Below are 17,543 nucleotides of genomic sequence, written 5' to 3'. Positions count from 1 at the left end.
CGTCCTGCGGTCAGTGCGTCAGGTCCACGACGGGACCGTTGAACGATCCGTCGCTCGACACCGTCAACTCGCTGGGCACGCCGTCCACCTGGACCCGGGCCAGGTACGCGGTCGGGCGCACGCCGACGACCGGCACCCGGACCTCGTACGGGTCGGTGCGCGGTTGCGGCGGCGCGGGCGCGCGGAACTGGTGGCTCGCCCCGCGCCGCCCGGCGGGCGGGTGCAACTCGTCCAGCAGCAGCAGGACCTGCTGGTCGTCCCGGAGCGGCAGGTCCAGCCGGACGTCCAGCCGGGCCGAGACCCCGGAGGGTCCGTCGCCGCGGTCCGCCGTGCCGATCGGCCCGACGATCCGCGGCTGCCGGGCGAAGGTCTGCGCGTTGGACTCCAGCGCGAGGTGGTCGGCGGCGGGCCTGCCGTCCAGGGCCAGTCCGTGCAGTACCTGCACCTGGTACACGCCGGGCGGCAGGTCCTCCGGGACGGCGACCACCAGCCGGTCGTCCCGGACGCCGCCCGGGTCGACCGGCACCCGCCGCTCGCCCAGCCGGGCCACGACCAGGTCGGCGCGCAGGCCGGTGCCCTCCAGCACCAGTTCCCGGTCCTTGGTCACCGGCCCTTCCTCGGGAGCACCGGGGGACCCGGCGGGCCGGGACAGCACTCGCTCCACGACCGGCCCGCGGGACGGCACGGCCCGCACGGTACGGCGCAGCACCGGCTTGCCGGCCACCGGATCGACCCTGCCCTCCACGAGGACGGCGGCGGCCTGGTAGGTCACGGACAGCGCGTACGGCGTCTGGAGCAGCGTGCTCCACAGCTTGGACAGCTCCTCGACGTCCATCGTCGTGGGCGTGAAGCGCACCCGCTGCGGCGAGGCGGCCAGGTCCGTCCCCAGCAGGTACGGCTGGGCGGCTGCCTCCTCGATCAACTGCCGGGACAGCAGCGGCTGTTCGGTCAGTGCCCGGACCACGCAGCCGAGCAGCCGCTGGCCGACCAGCTGGGACTCCTCGCCGTAACAGCTGATCAGGTAGTGCAGGTCCAGGGCGGCGGCCGGCCGGGCCAGCACCGTGCCGTCCGTCGCGCGGGTGGGCGCGTCGCGGTTGCGCAGCGAGGCGTTGGCCGTGACCTGGTAGAGGAAGACGGTGATGGTCGGGTCGGCGGGCGGCTCGGTCGGCGGCTTGCGGGCGCCGACCTCGACCGCGAACGGGATGTCGGGCGAGAGCGCTCGGGTGATGAGCAGCCGCAGCGCCTCGCTCACGGTGGCGATCGCGAGGTGGTTGCTCACGGGTTCGTCCCCTCGGTCATGTGCCGCACCCGCCCGCTCATGAGGTCCCCCGGTCGAGGTACTTGTCCAGGTCGAGGGCCGGGCCCGGGCGGGCGGCCGCCGGCTTGGGCGGTCCGGCCGGGGTGCTCCGGGCGGCCTTGACCTCGACCCGCCCGATCCGGACCCGTACCACCCGCTCGACCGGCCGCTGCCGGCGCCGGGCCCCGGTCCCGTGCGCCTGGCCCGGAGCAGCTGCCCCGGCGGCCCGCCGTACGGACGCCGGTGCGGCGGCCGGCCGGGCCGGTACGGGCGGTGCCGCGGTCGGCGGCTCGGGGGCGGCCGCCAGGTGCCGTGCGGTGACGGGCGTCGGTACGGCTGCCGGGCGGCCGGCCTCCCTCCGCACCGCCGGCTCGACGGCCGGTGCGGCAGCGGGGGTGACCGGCGGCGCGATCAGCAGCGGGGTGCGCGGCAGCGGAAGGACGGGTGCGACAGCCGGCCTGTCCTCACCGACCACCGCCCGCAGCGCTCTTTCGACCGGCGCCGCGGGCGGTGCCGCCGGTGGCCGGGGGAGTGGCACGGGAACGGGTCGTCCGCCCGAGCGGCCCGGCCCGAACGACTCCTCGTCCACGACTGGCGGCGCCGGAGCGAGCGCGTCGAGCCGTTCGAACGGCCCCGGCAGGCGCGGGCGCACCCGTACCCCGCTCCGGTCCCTGCCCGGGCCGCCCTTCGCCACCAGGCGGTCGAAGTGGTCAGGCATCTGCACACAGCTCCAGGTAGTAGCGGCGCCGCAGTGGGCTGAGCGCCAGGATCTCCGCCTCGCTCCAGCCGTAGGCGGTGGCCAGGAGGTGGACATGGAGCAGGGTCGCCCGGGCCCAGTCGTCCAGCTCCTCCCAGAGGTAGGAGGCGATGTCCAGCTCGGCGAGGGCCTGCTCGCCGCACTCGGGGCAGCCGAGGTGCAGCCGGACGTCGGCGCAGGGGTCGGCTGCGGCGGCGGCCTCGGCCATGCGCCGCTGGACCGGTTCGGGGAGCTGCCGGGCGGCGACCGGCTCCCCGCCGTGCTCGGCGATCAGCACGCACCGCTCCAGCACCACGGCCCTGGCCCGGTCCGCGGGGGCCTGTTCGGCGGCGGCCAGATCGCCGGGGGTGGGCAGCCGGAAGCCGACCTGCCAGCCGTCCAGCTCCACCCGCAGCGGGCCGTCCGCCGGCCGCGCGGCACCGGCCACCTCCCCGGAGTCGAAGGCGAACTCCATCTCCTCCGCGCAACTCGGGCAGCTGACCCGCACATTGAGCCGTTCGCCGAACAACTCGGCGCGCAGGCCGTACAGTTCGGCGTCCCGATGGCCGAGCGGAACGGCCAGCAGCTCCTCCGTCCCGGCGCCCGGACGGGCGACGGCGTGCAGCAGCAGGGCCCGCCCGGTGCGGCCGGCCGCCAGCCCGGTCTCCCAGGCGGCCAACAGGGCGGCCTCGCCGGCGAGTTCCATCGGTCGGCCGCTCAGGCCGGCTGCTGGAACGAGGGCTCTTCCGGTTCGGGCGTCTCCTCGTCCCGCTCCCAGCCCTCCACTTCCAGCTTGAGGCTCTGGATCGCCACCGCGTTGGCGTTGGCGTCCAGTTCGCCGAGCACCTGGTACTCACTCGGCCAGGCGCGGTACAGCTTGTGGGCGACCGCCACCTGACCGGCCTCGTTGAGCACCTGGATCACCAGGTCCTTGCGGAAGTCCCGCAACGAGACCTCCGCCCCGCGGCCCGCGCCGACCATCCAGACCTTGTTGGCCCAGCGGTCGAACTCCGGGTCGTGAGTGACCCCGCGTTCCAGGGTGACCGCCTCGAAGTCGGTGCGCCCCGGCGACTTGCGCGGCGCGCTCGGATCGCCCCCGCTGCGGTGCTTCACCACCTCGGTGGTGCGCTTGAGCGGGCTGATCTTGCTGATTCCGGCGACGACCCGACCGTCCCAGACGACCAGGAACTTGAAATTCTTGTACGGATCGAACCGGTGCGGATTGACGGTGAACTCGACCATGGAGATCCTAAACCTCGAACTGTCCGGCGAGCTGCTCGATCTTGACGATCACGAATTCCGCGGGCTTGAGTGGCGCGAATCCGACCACGACGTTCACCACACCGCGATTGATGTCGTCCTGCGTGGTGGTGTCCTTGTCGCACTTGACGAAATAGGCCGAGCGCGCCGACGTGCCCTGGAACGCGCCCTGCTGGAACAGCGAGTGCAGGAACCCGCCCACGTTCAGCCGGATCTGCGCCCACAGCCGCTCGTCGTTGGGCTCGAACACGACCCATTTGGTGCCGCGGTAGAGGCTCTCCTCCAGCATCAGCGCCAGGCGCCGCACCGGGACGTACTTCCACTGCGAGCTGAGCGCGTCGGCGCCCGCCATGGTCCGCGCGCCCCAGGCCACCGGGCCCACCACCGGGAACGTCCGAAGGCAGTTCACCGCGAGCGGGTTCAGCAGGCCGTTCTCCCGGTCCGTCAGCGGGACGGTCAACGCGCGCACCCCGGGCAGTCCGGCCTCGGTGCCCGCGGGTGCCTTCCACACGCCCCGCTGGCCGTCGGTGCGCGCCATCACGCCGGCGATGGTGCCCGACGGCGGGAAGCTGCGCAGCCGGCCGGTGAGCGGGTCGACCAGCTCCAGGTGCGGGAAGTACAGCGCGGCGTGGTCGCTGCGGACCGAGTCGAAGGCGGACAGGCCCGCCCGGGCGGCGTCCAGTGTCGTCCACGCCTGCGGCGAGTCGACGATCAGGAACATCCGCTGCTCCACGCAGAGTGCCTGGGCGGCCGAGACGACCGTGACGGCGTCGTCCACGCTGGCGTAGCCGGCCAGTTCCGGCAGCACCAGCAGGTTGACGTCCGGCACGTCGCGCAGGGCCTGGATGCCGGTCTTGCCGGCCTCGCTGCCGATCAGGTCGGTCATGCCGGGGGCTGCGCCGTCCTGGCCGCCGGCGAGGGCGAGGACCGGCGGGTTGACCGAGCCCTCCAGTCCGAGGTTGTTGGCGGCCTCACCGAGGAAGCGCACCACGTCGGCCGGGTCGGTGGAGCCGGCGACGACCTGGAGCTGCCGCCCGAACACGCTCACCCGGGTGCCCGCGAAGGCCCGCTTGCCCGGGGAGTCGGGCAGGGCCCGCAGCTTGCGCTCCAGCAGCAGGGCGAGTTCGGGGACGGTGGTCGGCGCGGTGCCGTCCGCGGCCGGGTCGTAGATCTTGACGGTCCGCGAGACGTCGGCGATCTTCACCTGGATCTCGTGGGTGAGGTCCGGCAGCGTGGCCGCGAAGGGCTTGGAGACGGTGCCCACCGGGTCCGGCCGGCTCTCCGCGAGCACCTTGACCCGGACGACGCCCGAGCCGCTGTTCACCACCGTCTCGGCGAACCGGGGGCTGGCGGCCCGGACCGACAGGTCCGCGAAGGACTCCCGCACGGCGCCGGAGGTGTCGAAGACCTGGAGGTTGAAGGTCTCGGCCGGGGTCGGAGTCCGGTAGTCCACGGCGACCCGCAGCCCCCCGCCCCAGAGTCCCGGCTCGACGGCCGTGACCTCCAGGGCCGGGGTGGCGGTGGAGGACTGCGTCGAGTTGAGCGTGACGCCCGCGGCGGCGCCGGTGCCGGCCGCCGCGACCCGGACCACGACCCCGACCGAGCCCCCGTTGAGGAAGAACTGCTGGACGGCGTAGCTGACCGGGCTCTGATCCGCGAGTCCGCCGAAACGGCGTTCGAAGTCCGCGAAGCTGGTGATGGTGACCGGCTGGTCGAGCGGGCCGCGCCGGGTGGCCCCGACGAAGGCGGTCACCGAGGTGCTCACCGCGGTGATGGTACGGACGCCGCTGGGAAGCTCTTCGATGTAGACGCCCGGGTAGGTCGGTGTCGTCGGCAATTCCCCCTCCGTTCACTTCGTGCATCAAGAGGCCGTTGAATGGGATCCGGATGCATTGGTGGCAGGCTCAGTCTCAGATTCAGGTGACAATTCGTCAAGGCCTGAACGTAAAAGGCTAATTGTATTACTGGGCCTGATTTCGGGGTTGCGGAATATGGTGGTCCGCAACCCTTGTGCGGGTGCCCGTCAGCCGCCTTCGGGCAGGTTCCGGTAGTCGGGTCGGGCCGGCGTGGGGTCCGGCGGCGTCGCTGCGGGCGTGGGCGTGGGCGTGGGCGTCGCTGCGGGCGCGGGCGTGGGCGTGGGTGCGGGCGTGGGCGCGGGCGCGGGCTCCGGCGCCGGTGCGGGCGTGGGTGCGGACGGCGCAGGCGCAGGTGCGGCGGGTGCGGGTGCGGCGGGTGCGGGCGCGGGTGCGGGCGCGGGCGCGGGGACCGGCGGCTGGTAGGACGGCGGCCGGGCGGCCCCCAGGAACCAGCCCCAGCTCGCGCCGAACCGGTGCTCCAGGAACCGGAACGCGGCGTAGTAGACCGTACCGAAGCCGGTGACCAGGGCGGAGGTGACGGAGGCGTTGTCCAGGTGGATGCCGAGCCGCGCGGCCTGCACCACGAGGAACGCGACGATGTAGGGCACGCACGTGCGCCACAGGGACAGGGCGAGTTGGTACATCTGTCCTCCTCGGCCGGTGTCAGCCGACGACGGTGAAGCCGTACGCCTGGCCGAGCCGGGTCAGCGAGTTGATGCCGGGTATGCCGTCCGCCTGCTGCCCGCCGTACCCGTACCGGCGCTGCAACTCGGCGTAGGCGTCGACGGTCTTCGTGCCGAACGAGCCGTCGGCCCACTGCCGGTCGAGCAGCCCCTCGGCGACGAGCGCCCGCTCCACCGTGTACACGTCGTCCGGGTACGTGGTGGCGCCCTGGGTCGCGTCCGGGTCCTGGCGGGCCGCCGCGACCACCCTCGACTTCGACACCTCGGCGAGCGGGACGGCCCCGCCGAGCAGCCGGCGCAGCGAGGCCTCGCCGGGCACGCCGTCCGCGTCCCCGCCGGAGTAGCCCAGACTGCGCTGGAAGTCGGCGTAGTTGAGGGTGTCGGCGTCGGTCCAGTCCGGGCCGGGGCCCTGGTTGTAGTGCGAGCCGAAGTTCGCCGCCACCAGCGCCTCGCCGACGAGGGTGACCTGCGGACCGTGCGCGCCGTAGCCGTACGGCAGGCCGCCGACGCTGTTCCGGTACCGGGCCGGGGTCGGGTCCGGCTGGGGCGCGGGCTGTTGGGGCGGGGTGACCACCGTGCCGGAGGGGCGCGGCGCACCCGACGTCACCCAGGCGTAAAGCGCCGGGCCGGGGCAGTCGGTCGAGTAGCCGTCCTGGTGCCCCTTGATCTCCGGGCCCGCCGGGCCCTGCTGCTCGCAGTACTCGATCGCGTCCCGCAGCCCGTTGAGCTGGTCCGGGGTGGGCACGGTCGAACCGGAGGCGCCGACCAGCCCGCACACCGCGTAGTGCGCCTCGTTGAGCGGGACGTCGCCGTTGGCGCTGTTGCGCCGGTTCAGCCCGCGGCCCTCGAACACGTGGCCGTGCTCGCAGACCACGAAGCTGTAGCCGATGTCCGACCAGCCGTCGTCGTCCATGTGCGAGGCCTGGAGGCGCCGTACGTAGGCCGGGCAGGTGTCGTGGCTGTCGAAGGTGTACGCCGTGCCGAGATAGTGCACCTTCACTCCGGCGCGCGGACCGGCGTACGGGATCGAACCGTTGGGCTCGCGCCAGGGCTGCGCGCCCCACTGGTCCCGGGGCACCAGCTGGAGCCCCGGCCAGTCGGGCGGCTGCGGCCCCGGGGTCGGGGTCGGCGCGGGAGGTTCGGGGGCCGGGGTCCGGTCGGCGCCGGCCCACGCCCGCAACTCGTCCAGCGAGCCGTTGAACACGTCCGCGTCGAGCGGGTCGTCGCTGTACTGGTGGAAGCGCCAGGACGCCTGGATCCGCGGCGAACCCGCGGGCACGTAGTCCGCTATCCACAGGAAGTCACCGGCATTGTCGTCCGTCCGGAACCAGTAGTCCCGGTTGGTGTAGAGCCCGACCAGGCGGTCCGGGTAGCGCTGCTTGACCGCCGCCAGCCACCGGTTCTTCGCCTCGGTCGCGTCGCCGTCGCTGACCGACTGGCCGTACGGCTCGAAGTCCAGCACCAGCAGCTCGCCCGCGGGCACTTGCCCCACGACCCGGCAGAAGTGCTCCACTTCACCGTCGACCGGGTTCTCCGCGTGCAGGAAGTGGTAGTGCCCGACCACCAGCCCGCGCCCCCGGGCGTCCGCGAGCTTGTCGGTGTACCCCGACTGGCCGGTGTGGCCGCCTTCGGTGGCCTTGATGAAGACGAATTCCGCGTCCCCCGGGATGCCCGACTGGAAGTCGGAGACGTCATAACCCTTCGCGTATGCCATCAGGATGCTCCCCCTTTGCGCCGATGGCAGCCACGGCCGACCGGCCCCATCCCTCGGGGCGCCGACGCCGGCCAGAGCGTCATGTTCACTCCACATGACAACTGACTGAGCGTCAACTCTCTTGATTTGAAGGTGTTCTGTTGATTCTGCGGGCCTCCTGCGAGTGGCCCGTTCGGCAGACCTGTGCCACTGGCACATTTGCCGGACGACACGCCGACGCGAGGGTGTTCAGGGGGGCTGTCCGGTGGTCAGGGGGGCGTGGTCGGGCCGGCCGGGGGTGCCCCGGATGGGTAGCGCCGAGCGGATGTGCTCCGGCGCCGGGGCGTCGGTCGGCGCGGCCGGGGTCGCGGCGGGCGGCCTGCCGCAGGTCGAGGACGCGGTAGGGCGGGCCGGGGTGGGAGCGGGTGCAGGGCGGTCCTGGCCGCCCTGTCCCGTCAACGGGTGAGCCCTGCGCATGCCGTGGCAGCGGCGCGGGTGGCCGGCGCTCGTGAACGATGCGGCAGGGTCCGTGACGGCCTGCCAGCCCATCGCGCTCCCGGCCGGGCTGTGTGCCGGGCCGGGAGCCGGTGGAGCGGGCGGCGGGCGTGCGGGCGGTGCGGGAACCGGGAAGCGCGCCGGCGTGTCAGGAGTCGGCGCAGGCCTTCCCGATGTCGCCGGCGGCGTCGGTGATCGGCTTGAAGTCGGGCTGTTTGCCCTTGGAGACCCGGTCGATCGCGTCGTTGACGGCCTTGGCCAGCCGGTCGGCCGCGGGGTCGATCTTGTCCCCGCCGTCCTGGCGGATCTTCTTGGCGTCGTCGGCGACCTTCCGCAAGGCCTCGACGGTGTGGTTGCGGCGGTTCTCGTCGGTGATCTGCCCCACGTTGATCGCCGAATCGGCGAGGTCCTGGACGTCGCCGGTGAGGCTGATCGCCCGCTTTCCGCAGTCCAGGGCCTTGTCGGCGTCGCACGCGGTGAACAGTGGGGCCGCGAGGAGCAGCGCGAGCGTGGTGGCGGCCAATCGGTACGGCTTCCTTGTCATGTCTCTATCCCTCCCGCCGTATCAACGCCGTTCCGCCGTGCGGAGGTTCCGGAAGACCGGGTGAACCGTTGGGAAAGTCTTTGCCCGTCACGGAAGGTGAGGTTCAGTCATGTGAGGGAAGAGGTGTGGGCGTGGCGTTCACCCCACGGGCGCCGTGCGTGGGGTGAACACCTCTCCCGTCCCTACCGGTTGGCGGACCCGGACAGCTCGCGCACCAGGCGGGCGATGGTCGGGGCGGCCACGGCGTGGGCGTCGGCCGCCCGCAGCACGGCGCCGCCGATGGCGTCCAGCTCGGTCGCCCGGCCGGCCTCCACGTCGCGCTGCATCGAGGACTTCATCGCCGCGGGGAGGCGGTCGAAGGAGGCGAGCAGCGCCTGCGCGTCCGCCGGCGCGCCGACCGCCCGGGTGACGGCGGTGATCTCGTCCAGCACCGCGAGGAGTTCGGCCCGGTGCTCGGTGCGCACGGCGCCGATCCCGCTCGCGTGGCGGGTGGTGAGCAGGGCGAACGGAGCGAGGAAGGAGAGCTTGCCCCACAGCATCGCCGTCTCGTCCTCGCGCAGCGTCACGTCCAGCCCGGTGTGGCGCAGCCGTTCGGCGAACCCGGCCACGGGGGAGGCCGGTTCGGCGGTCGGGCCGAGCTCGACGGCGGCGAACGGACTGGTGTGCTCGATCCTCCCGGGCGCCGTCCGGGTGGCCTCGACCCGGATCGTGCCGGCCACCACGTGCCCGGCCGGGTAGCGTTCGCGCAGCAGCGCCATGTGGTCCAGGCCGTTCAGCAGCGGCACCACGATCCCGGTGCCGAGCACCTCCGGGGGCATCCGGTCGAGGGCGGCGGCCAGCGCCGTCTCCTTGACCGTCACGAAGGCCGCGTCGACCGGCTCGCGCAGCTCGGTCGCGGCCTCGACCCGGGCGGTGAACTCGCCGAACCGGCCGCTGCGGACGTGCAGTCCGTCCCGCCGGACGGCGGCCGCGGTCTCCTCGCCGGCCAGGCAGACGACCCGGTGGCCGTCGCGGGCGAGCAGCCCGCCGATCAGTCCGCCGACGCCGCCCGGCCCGAGGACGGCGACGGTCAGAGGGGTGGTGGTCATGGTGACTCCCGTGGGTGGGGGTGGGTGGGTGAGGGAGGGAGGGGGAGGCGGAGGGGCGGGCCCGGCTACGACCCCTCCCAGAAGAACCGACCCTCCAGGCCGTCCGGGCTGAGGAAGCCGAAGCCGTTGCCGTAACCGAAGTTGAGGAAGTACGGATCGCCCTCGTCCGGGGCGTCCGCGAGGGCGAAGAGGTACTGCCAGGGCGCCGGGACCCGGGCCCGGCCGTTCGCGTAGGACGGGTCTCCGCCGAGATGGTCGTACACGTGGTCGCCGTCCGGGAAGGGCACCTCGGGGCCTTCGTCGCGCAGGTGCCGCTGGAAGGCGGCCCGCTGGTCCATCGCCCGGTCGACGTCGTCCGACAGCGGCACCACGTCCAGGTGGTACTCGACCGGCGTCCGCTCGCCGTCGGCTTCGCAGCGCCAGAGCGTACGGCCCCGGGTACCGGGCGGGCCGATCACGGCGAACGGCGGGATGCGCCCGCCCGGCTGGACGAGCAGCAGGCCGTCGCCCCGCTCCGGGTCGAGGCCGCCCATGATCTCGCCCTCCTCCTCCAGGAAGAGGTAAGCCAGCCGGCCGGGCTCGCCAGGGACGGGGAACTGCCCGATGAACACCAGCGGTTCGCCGGTGGTCGGGGCGAGCGGCCAGGTGGGCTCGGCCAGCCAGCACGGCTCGCCGCCGAGCTTGGGGACCGGTGCGGTGATCGCTCGCTCGGCCGGGCGCGGGGACAGCCGGCGGCGGGGCAGGTAGGCGGCGTCGTGCGGACCGGTGGCGGTGCCGGTCGGGAGGGGGATCATGCGGCGGCCTCGGTGGGTGCGTCGTGTTCGGTCGGTGCGCAGTGCTTGGTCGGTGCGTTGTGCTCGGTCGGTGCGCAGTGCTTGGTCGGTGCGTCGTGCTCTGCGGGGGCGGAGCGGGGGAGGGGGCCTGAGGAGAACGGCTCCTTTCGGTGCGGCTCGCGGCCCGGGGCGGGCAGCCGGAGGCCGCGGCCGGGCAGCAGGTCGATGGTCACCGGATCATGATTCCCCGTCGGGCGGATTCGACGGGAGGCGGGGTGGGGACGGGCGGAAGAGGCCCGAGGGGGCGTAGCACCACCTGCGGGGTTCGGTTTTCCGAACCCCGGATTCGGGTGCCAGCACAATCGATCTCCCGGCCCCGGACGCCCACGATGGAGGGCATGAACGGGATGACGACAGCCGCCACCACGGCGGCGAACGACGGGATGACGGGCGCGGCCCTGAGCGCGGTCGGACTGCACCGGGAGTACGGGCGCGGCGCGGCGGCCGTGCGGGCGCTGCGCGGGGTGTCGGTGGGCTTCGCGCCGGGGACGTTCACGGCGGTGATGGGGCCGTCGGGATCCGGCAAGACCACCCTGCTGCACTGCCTGGCCGGGATGGACCGCCCGACCAGGGGCACCGTGCGGTGGGGCGACACCGAGGTGTCCGGGCTGCCCGAACGGCGGCTCGCGGAGCTGCGCCGCACCCGGGTGGGGTTCGTGTTCCAGGCCTTCAACCTGATGCCCGCGATGACGGTCGCGCAGAACGTCGAGCTGCCAGGGCGGCTGGCCGGGCGGCCGCCGGAGCGGGGCGGGGTGCGGGAGGCGCTGGCCCGGGTCGGGCTGGCCGGGCGCGAGCGGCACCGGCCCGGGCAGCTGTCGGGCGGTCAGCAGCAGCGGGTGGCGATAGCCCGGGCCCTGGTCTCCCGGCCGGAGGTGCTGTTCGCCGACGAGCCGACCGGCGCACTGGACCGTGCCACCGGGCTGGAGGTCCTCGGCCTGCTGCGCGCGGGCGTCGACGTCGACGGACAGACCTGTGTGATGGTCACCCACGACCCGGTCGCCGCCGGGTACGCGGACCGGGTGCTGCTGCTCGCCGACGGCCTGCTGGTGGACGAGCTGATCAGGCCGACGGCCGCGCAGGTCGGCGAGCGGCTGAGCCGGTTGGGCGGGTGAGTGCCGTGAGCAGTCCCGTGCTGAGCCTCTCGGCGGGGCAGATCCGCCGCCGCCCGGCCTCCTTCGCCGGGCTGGGAACGGCGCTGTTCCTGGCGGTGGCGGCGGTGACGCTGTTCGGGTCGCTGGTCGCCGCGCAGGTCACGGCACCGGCCGCGGTGTCGCGGACGACGGTGTCCGGGCCGGGCCTGGTGCTGATCGCCGGCGCGTTCGGCGAGATCGCCGTCCTGGTCGCGCTGTTCGTCGTGGTCAACGCGCTCGGCTTCACGCTGCGCCAGCAGCACCGGGAGCTGGCGCTGCTGCGCACCGTCGCGGCTACGCCCCGTCAGGCCCGCCGGGTGGTGCGCGCGCAGGTGGTGGCGACGGCCCTGCTGGTGGCCGTGCCGGGCGGCCTGGCGGGCTTCCTCGCGGCCCGGGTCTTCCTCGCCGCGCTCCAGCGGCGCGGCATGGCGGCACCCGGGCTCCGCGTACCCGGGGCGCCGGTGCCGGCGCTGGTCGGGCTCGGGGTGGCCCTGCTGGTCGGCCTGGCGGCCACCGCGGTCGCGGCCCGCCGGATCACCCGGCCCGCCCCGGCCGTCGCGCTGACCGAGGGCGCGGGCGGGCCGCGGCGGACGGGCGCGCTGCGGGTGCTCGCCGGGGTGGCGGTGCTCGCCGGCGGCGGGTTGCTGCTGCGACTGGCCGCGAGCCGGCCGGCCGGAGAGCTGGACAAGGCGGGGCAGGCCGCGCTGCTCGGCTCGCTGGTGCTGCTGATCGCGGTCGGACTGCTGGGGCCGGTGGCGGCGAGGGGCCTGGCGGCCGTGCTCGGCGCCCCGGCGCGGGCGCTCGTGCCCAGGGCCGGCTGGCTGGCGGACGCCAACCTCCGCGGCTACGCGGCCCGGCTCTCCTCGGCCGTGGTGCCGGTCGCGCTGCTGGTCGGGCTCTGTGGCACCATGCTGACCCTGACCAGCACCGCGGAGCACGTGGCCCGGGCGACGGGAGCCGCGACCAGCGTCACCAAGGAGAGCGACATCTGGCTGCGCGAGATGGAGCTCGGACTGCTGGTCTGCTTCGCGGCGGTCTCCACGGTCAACACCCTGGTGGCGCTGACCGCCGAGCGGCGCCGGGAGTTCGCGCTGCTGCGCCTGGTCGGGGCGACGCGGCGCCAGCTGTTGCGGATGCTCTCCGTGGAGGCGGTCCTGACCACGGCGATCGGGGTGCTGCTCGGTGCGGCGGTGGCGGCCGCGGCCTCGGGGGCGTTCAGCCTGGCGGTGACGGGCTCGGTGGTCCCGGTGGTGCCGGGCGCGGCCTGCGCCCGGGTGGTGCTGGGCGCGGCGGTGCTCACGGTACCGGGGATCGTGGGCACGGGGCTGTGGGCGGTCGGCGGCTCGGCGGTGGCGTCGACGGGCGGGGAACGGCGGTGAGACGAGGGAGGCCGAGGCGGGCGTCGACGGTGGGCGGGCCGCCGGGACGTGGTGGTCCGCGGGCCGCCCGGACGGAGGGGCAGGTGGGTGCGGTGGCTCCGGATACCTGGTGGATGCTGGAGGCCGGTCGGAGGGTGGACGGTGAGGTGGACGGTGGCTGAGCGGCGGCGGTACCGGTCGGTGAGCGGCGGCGAACTGGCCTTCGCGGTGCTCGGGTTGCCGCTCGGGGTGCTCGGCGGGGTGTACGCCGTCGCGGTCCTCTACGCCGGGGCGCTGCTTTCGCTCACCGTGCTGGGCCTGCCGTTCGTGGCTGCCGCGCTGCTCGGGGCGAGGCGGCTCGGCGGGCTGCACCGGTGGCTGGTCGGGCGGCTGCTCCGGGAGGAGGTGCCCGCGCCGCCGCCGTTGCCGCGCCCGTCCGGGGTGTTCGCCCGGGGCCGGGCGATGCTGACCGACCCGGTGGCCTGGCGAACGCTGCTCTACCTCCTGCTGCGGCTGCCGCTGGGCGTGCTCGGGTTCCTCGCCGTGTTCGTGCTGCCGCTCGGCAGCGTCTGGCTGGTGGGCTTCCCGCTCTGGGTGCGGATGATGGAGCCGGGCCCGCGGTCGATCGGCCTGCTGGACCTGGGAGCGGTCCCGATCGGCCTCGCGGTGCTGGCCGTCGTCCCCGCCGCGGTGCGCTCCCTCGGGGAAGCGGACCGCACGCTCGCCCGCGCCCTGCTCGGGCCGGTGCGCTCGCAGCAGCGGGTGCGTCAGCTGGAGAACGCCCGGGCCACCCTGCTGGCCGAGAACACCGACCGGCTGCGGCGCCTGGAACGCGACCTGCACGACGGCACCCAGGCGCAGCTGGTCGCGCTCGCCATCACCCTGTCACTCGCCGACGACGTCCTGGCGGAGGGCGTTCCCTCGGGGGGCGGACCGGCCGGGGGTGTTCCCACCGGGGGTGTTTCCTCCACGGGCGGACCGGCCGGTTCGGGCGGGCCCGACCTCGGGCGGCTGCGCACCCTGGTCGACCGGGCCCGTGCGCAGACCGACGACACCATCGCCGGCCTGCGCCGGCTGACCCGGGGCATCCACCCGGTGGCACTGGACGGCGGGTTGGCCCAGGCCCTACCGGGGCTGACCGCCACCTCTCCGGTGCCGGTCGACGTCCGGCTGGACCTGCGGGAGCGTCCGGAGGAGGTGATCGAGCGGGCCGTCTACTTCTGCGCGGCCGAGCTGTTGACCAACGTGGCCAAGCACAGCGACGCGCGGTCGGCGGAGCTGACCGTGACCGCGGCCGACGGGAGGGTCCGGCTGACCGTCCGCGACGACGGGCGCGGCGGCGCCGCGATCGGCGCGGGCACCGGCCTGGCCGGCCTGGCCGAGCGGCTCGCGGCGGTGGACGGGACGCTGCGGGTGGACAGCCCGCCCGGTGGGCCGACGGTGGTCGGTGCCGAGCTGCCCGGCCGGCTCTGACGGGGGCACGGGCATTGCCTTCGGGGCCATTGCCCTCCGGGGCCGCCGGTCTCGGGGCTGCAGGTCTCGGGGCGTCGTCGTTCCGGGTCCGTCGACTCAGGAGGCGCCGCTCTCCGCGAGGTAGGCGAGCACGGCCTTGACCCGCCGGTTGTCGGCGTCGGTCGCGGGCAGGTCGAACTTGCCGAACACGGCGGCCACGTGCTTCTCCACCGCCCGCTCCGAGACCGTCAGCAGCGTGGCGATCGAGCGGTTGGAGTGCCCCTGCGCCATCAGCTCCAGCACCTCCCGCTCGCGCGGGGTGAGCGCGTCCACCCGGCTGCGCCGCCCGCCGTGCATCAGGCCGTTGACGATCTCCGGGTCGAGGGCCGTGCCGCCCGCGGCGACCCGGTGCAGGGCGTCCACGAACTCGGAGGTCCGGGCCACCCGCTCCTTGAGCAGGTACCCGATGCCCGCTGCGCCGGCCGCCAGCAGCCGGGCCGCCCAGACGGTCTCGACGTGCTGGGAGAAGACCAGGATGCCGACCTCGGGCAGGGCGGCCCGGATCTCCACCGCGGCCCGGATGCCCTCGTCGGTGTGGGTGGGCGGCATCCGGATGTCCACCACGGCCACGTCGGGCCGGTGCTCGGTGACGGCGGCCACCAGCTCGGGCGCCGTACCGGCGGTGGCGACCACCGCGCACCCACGGGCGGTGAGGAGTTCGACCATGCCGTCCCGGAGGATCACCGAATCCTCGGCGAGGACGACGCGGAGCTGATTGTCGATCATGCCGTCATTATCCGGCCCGCCGTTCCCGGGAAATCCTTCAGTCCAGACTGGACAGTCCAGACTCGCGGTCGGTGTGCTGGCGGGCGTCTCGCAGGGGCTGATCGGGCTCGGCACCCAGACCGCCCTCTACCACCAGGCGGACCCGGCCGCCATCGCCTCGGCGGCCGGGCTGCTGCGCACCTTCATGTACCTCGGCGCGATGGCGGCCTCGGCCGCGAACGCCGCCTTCTTCCCGCACGGTGCCACCACGGGCGGGCTGCACCGCCTCGCGCTGTTCATGCTCGGCGGCGCGGCCCTGCTCTTCCTCCTCACCGTGCCCGACCGTTCGCTCGGCCGGCTGGGACGTCCTGTGCGGACTCGGGGATGACGGATGATCAGCTCTCCTCCGCCGGGGTTCCGCGCCAGGCATGGAGGCCCGGGGCGAGCTCGACCACCTCGACCGGATAGGCTTCCCGGACGAGCTTGAGCAGCGCGCGCTGCTCGTCCAGCCAGTCCGGAGCGGGGGAGAGGACGACCCGGAGCGTGACGCCCGATTCCTCCGCGTCCGAGACGGTCACCCAGAGCCCGCCCGGCCGCGCGGGCTCGATCCGCAGTTCCGGGCCGTGCTCCTCGTCCAGCCAGCGGACCGCGGCGCCGCGCCCGAGCCGCTCCAAAGCCGTTTCCCACTGGGTGAGATGGCGGTCGGTCACCAGCGTGACGAACTGCCCGCGCACCGAGTCGGCGGTGACGGTGATCTCGCAGTCCAGCCAGTCGTGTCCGAGCAGGGAGCCCGGTGCGTGCCGTCCGAGCACCCGTACCCGGACGTTCCGGCCGCCGGTCCGCCCGTCGCGGCCGGGGGCGTCGTCGGTTCCGGGACGGTCGGTCAGTCTTATCAACTCGTTCTGCTGCGAAGCGACTTCGCTCACGGCGTGCTCCTGTTGGCAGCGGATCAGGGGCTGACATCCTTGCGCAGGTGTTCGCCCCGGTGCCAGCCCGGAATCGGGATGTTCCGGTCGTCGCCGACGGGCAGGAAACGCCCTGTGCCAGGGGGCGCCGCCCCGGCAAGCGTCGTCGGCACGCGGACGGCCTCCTGGACGCGTACTGCCTGCCGCCGGCGAACGGTCCGCGTGGCGGGGGTGCGTCCAGTGGTGCGGCGGGTGCGGACCGCTGCTCGGGCCGCACCGGCTGCCCGGTCGGCGCGGCGGCGCGGCCGTCGGGTCAGCGGTGGTCCGGGTGGCCGGTGAGCACGGTGGTGAAGATCGGTTCGCCGTGCTGATGGCCGGTCACGGTGGTGGTGAGGCTGTCCGGCTCCTTGCCGGGGGTGTGCCGGGCGGTGATCGTGGTGGGCGCGTCGTGCTCGGCGTACCGGTGGAAGGTGGTGGCCGCGGCGGCCGGGGTGACGGTGACCGGGCTGCTCAGGGCGTTGGCCGCCTGCCGGGCCGCCTCCAGCAGCACCATGCCGGGGATGTGGTCGTTGGCGTGGTCGAAGAGGATCGGGTGCCGGAAGTCGGGAGTGAGGTGCCAGCTGTCGGGGGCGTCGGCCGGGGTCAGGACGACGTCGCTCGGGCGGAGTCGGCCGACCCGGGCCGGCGGGAGCGGCTCGGCGGTCACGGTCGGCGCCGAGGGGTGCTCGGCGTCCTGGCGCCCCCGGCGCAGCCGCTGGTAGGTGGAGTCCGGGACGGTGGTGAACCGGGCGTACCCGGTGGCGGCGAGCTGGGCGCCCCGTCGGACGACGGTTTCCAGCGTGAAGTCGACCGTGGTGCCGGAGCGGCGCGGCTGGGCGAGGAGCTGGATCTCCAAGGTGAGGTCGGTCGGTGCCGCTCCGATCGGCAACTGCCGCGGCTGAGTGGTGTAGTCGAGGTTCCACATCATGAACTTGTGGTCGAGCGGTACGCCGAACCGGGTGTGGGCAAGGTAGAGGCCGGCCTGGCGGATCGTTTCAGCTGCTTGCATCGGGTCGTGCCGGGTGCCGTCCGGCGTGCAGAAGAAGGTGTGCGCCCGCGGCCACTGCGCGGTGACGGCGAAGGCGGTGTCGGTCAGCTGTTCGCTGCCGGTGATGAAGACCTCGGCGTGGCAGGCCCGGTGCACGTACTCCTTGGCGACGGTGCTGGTCAGGCGAGGCGCCGGGGCCGCCGCTGCGGCCGGGCCGGGGATCGTCCGGGAGTCCGGGCCGGTGGCGAGGGCGGAGGCGGGCGTGCGGAAGGCAAGCAGAGTCATGGGGAGCGCTCCGAAAGGCCGTGATGGGCGGGGTGGGCTGCTCAGGGCTCGTAAGATACGTACCTACCGGTTTGGTTTTCAAGGAGCCAGAACAAAGGTTCGTCGGCGGCCGAGCGTGTTCGGTCGGGCACGGTGG

Annotated in this window: 18 protein-coding genes; 4 read left to right on the top strand and 14 right to left on the bottom strand. The window is 74.1% G+C overall.

All coding sequences use genetic code 11. From position 1 onward, the window contains the following. Window positions 1-10: 10 nt before the first annotated feature. From ACFWJ4_RS09060 to ACFWJ4_RS09010, 11 genes are all read right to left on the bottom strand, one after another. A complete protein-coding gene (locus tag ACFWJ4_RS09060) occupies window positions 11-1,279 on the bottom strand; it encodes a DUF4255 domain-containing protein (protein ID WP_380541083.1) in 1,269 nt (422 codons plus the stop codon). A gap of 37 nt (window positions 1,280-1,316) precedes the next feature. Beyond that, entirely contained in the window at window positions 1,317-2,015 is a 699-nt protein-coding gene (locus ACFWJ4_RS09055; protein WP_380541080.1) for a hypothetical protein, read from the bottom strand. Then, a complete protein-coding gene (locus ACFWJ4_RS09050) occupies window positions 2,008-2,739 on the bottom strand; it encodes a hypothetical protein (RefSeq protein ID WP_380541077.1) in 732 nt (243 codons plus the stop codon). Before ACFWJ4_RS09050 ends, ACFWJ4_RS09055 begins: the two co-directional genes overlap by 8 nt. A gap of 11 nt (window positions 2,740-2,750) precedes the next feature. Beyond that, on the bottom strand, window positions 2,751-3,275 hold the full coding sequence (locus tag ACFWJ4_RS09045) for a phage tail protein (RefSeq protein WP_049649365.1): 525 nt from the start codon (window positions 3,273-3,275) through the stop codon (window positions 2,751-2,753). A 7-nt stretch (window positions 3,276-3,282) separates the two neighbouring features. Continuing rightward, the gene (locus ACFWJ4_RS09040; RefSeq protein WP_380541074.1) at window positions 3,283-5,130 is read right to left on the bottom strand and encodes a phage tail sheath family protein; all 1,848 of its coding nucleotides are present in this window, start codon (window positions 5,128-5,130) and stop codon (window positions 3,283-3,285) included. Window positions 5,131-5,316: 186 nt separating this feature from the next. Further along, entirely contained in the window at window positions 5,317-5,793 is a 477-nt protein-coding gene (locus ACFWJ4_RS09035) for a hypothetical protein (RefSeq protein WP_380541071.1), read from the bottom strand. Between the two features lie 19 nt (window positions 5,794-5,812). After that, complete coding sequence (locus ACFWJ4_RS09030; protein WP_380541068.1) at window positions 5,813-7,546, bottom strand: peptidoglycan-binding protein; 1,734 nt, start codon at window positions 7,544-7,546, stop codon at window positions 5,813-5,815. Window positions 7,547-8,168: 622 nt separating this feature from the next. Beyond that, window positions 8,169-8,564: a hypothetical protein gene (locus ACFWJ4_RS09025; RefSeq protein ID WP_380541065.1), complete on the bottom strand. Its 396-nt coding sequence runs from the start codon at window positions 8,562-8,564 to the stop codon at window positions 8,169-8,171. Between the two features lie 182 nt (window positions 8,565-8,746). After that, the gene (locus ACFWJ4_RS09020; RefSeq protein WP_380541062.1) at window positions 8,747-9,652 is read right to left on the bottom strand and encodes a ketopantoate reductase family protein; all 906 of its coding nucleotides are present in this window, start codon (window positions 9,650-9,652) and stop codon (window positions 8,747-8,749) included. Window positions 9,653-9,717: 65 nt separating this feature from the next. Further along, window positions 9,718-10,446 carry a hypothetical protein gene (locus ACFWJ4_RS09015; RefSeq protein ID WP_380541059.1) on the bottom strand — a complete coding sequence of 243 codons (729 nt, stop codon included), beginning with the start codon at window positions 10,444-10,446 and terminating at the stop codon, window positions 9,718-9,720. After that, window positions 10,443-10,658 carry a hypothetical protein gene (locus ACFWJ4_RS09010; protein ID WP_380541056.1) on the bottom strand — a complete coding sequence of 72 codons (216 nt, stop codon included), beginning with the start codon at window positions 10,656-10,658 and terminating at the stop codon, window positions 10,443-10,445. Before ACFWJ4_RS09010 ends, ACFWJ4_RS09015 begins: the two co-directional genes overlap by 4 nt. A gap of 174 nt (window positions 10,659-10,832) precedes the next feature. On the opposite strand from ACFWJ4_RS09010, the gene ACFWJ4_RS09005 reads away from it, so the two are divergent. From ACFWJ4_RS09005 to ACFWJ4_RS08995, 3 genes are all read left to right on the top strand, one after another. Continuing rightward, complete coding sequence (locus ACFWJ4_RS09005; protein WP_380541225.1) at window positions 10,833-11,597, top strand: ABC transporter ATP-binding protein; 765 nt, start codon at window positions 10,833-10,835, stop codon at window positions 11,595-11,597. A gap of 5 nt (window positions 11,598-11,602) precedes the next feature. Then, a complete protein-coding gene (locus ACFWJ4_RS09000; RefSeq protein WP_380541053.1) occupies window positions 11,603-12,994 on the top strand; it encodes an FtsX-like permease family protein in 1,392 nt (463 codons plus the stop codon). A gap of 153 nt (window positions 12,995-13,147) precedes the next feature. Further along, window positions 13,148-14,446 (top strand): sensor histidine kinase, encoded by a 1,299-nt coding sequence (locus tag ACFWJ4_RS08995; RefSeq protein ID WP_380541050.1) that lies wholly within the window; start codon window positions 13,148-13,150, stop codon window positions 14,444-14,446. Between the two features lie 96 nt (window positions 14,447-14,542). Here ACFWJ4_RS08995 and ACFWJ4_RS08990 read toward each other — a convergent pair whose 3' ends face one another. Continuing rightward, window positions 14,543-15,211, bottom strand: coding sequence for a response regulator transcription factor (locus ACFWJ4_RS08990; RefSeq protein WP_359900828.1), 669 nt, complete (start codon window positions 15,209-15,211; stop codon window positions 14,543-14,545). 73 nt (window positions 15,212-15,284) lie between these two features. Here ACFWJ4_RS08990 and ACFWJ4_RS08985 point away from each other — a divergent pair, with 73 nt between their 5' ends. Then, window positions 15,285-15,578 carry a hypothetical protein gene (locus tag ACFWJ4_RS08985; RefSeq protein ID WP_380541047.1) on the top strand — a complete coding sequence of 98 codons (294 nt, stop codon included), beginning with the start codon at window positions 15,285-15,287 and terminating at the stop codon, window positions 15,576-15,578. Between the two features lie 7 nt (window positions 15,579-15,585). On the opposite strand, the gene ACFWJ4_RS08980 is transcribed toward ACFWJ4_RS08985, so the two are convergent. Both ACFWJ4_RS08980 and ACFWJ4_RS08975 read right to left on the bottom strand, forming a co-directional pair. After that, complete coding sequence (locus ACFWJ4_RS08980) at window positions 15,586-16,116, bottom strand: DUF5959 family protein (RefSeq protein WP_380541044.1); 531 nt, start codon at window positions 16,114-16,116, stop codon at window positions 15,586-15,588. A gap of 292 nt (window positions 16,117-16,408) precedes the next feature. Continuing rightward, a complete protein-coding gene (locus tag ACFWJ4_RS08975; protein ID WP_380541041.1) occupies window positions 16,409-17,407 on the bottom strand; it encodes a ScbA/BarX family gamma-butyrolactone biosynthesis protein in 999 nt (332 codons plus the stop codon). Between the last annotated feature and the right edge of the window lie 136 nt (window positions 17,408-17,543).

Source organism: Kitasatospora sp. NPDC127067 (genome assembly GCF_042724755.1).
Taxonomy (GTDB): Bacteria; Actinomycetota; Actinomycetes; order Streptomycetales; family Streptomycetaceae; genus Kitasatospora; species Kitasatospora lactacystinica.
This window is presented reverse-complemented; position numbering and strand designations above follow the sequence as displayed.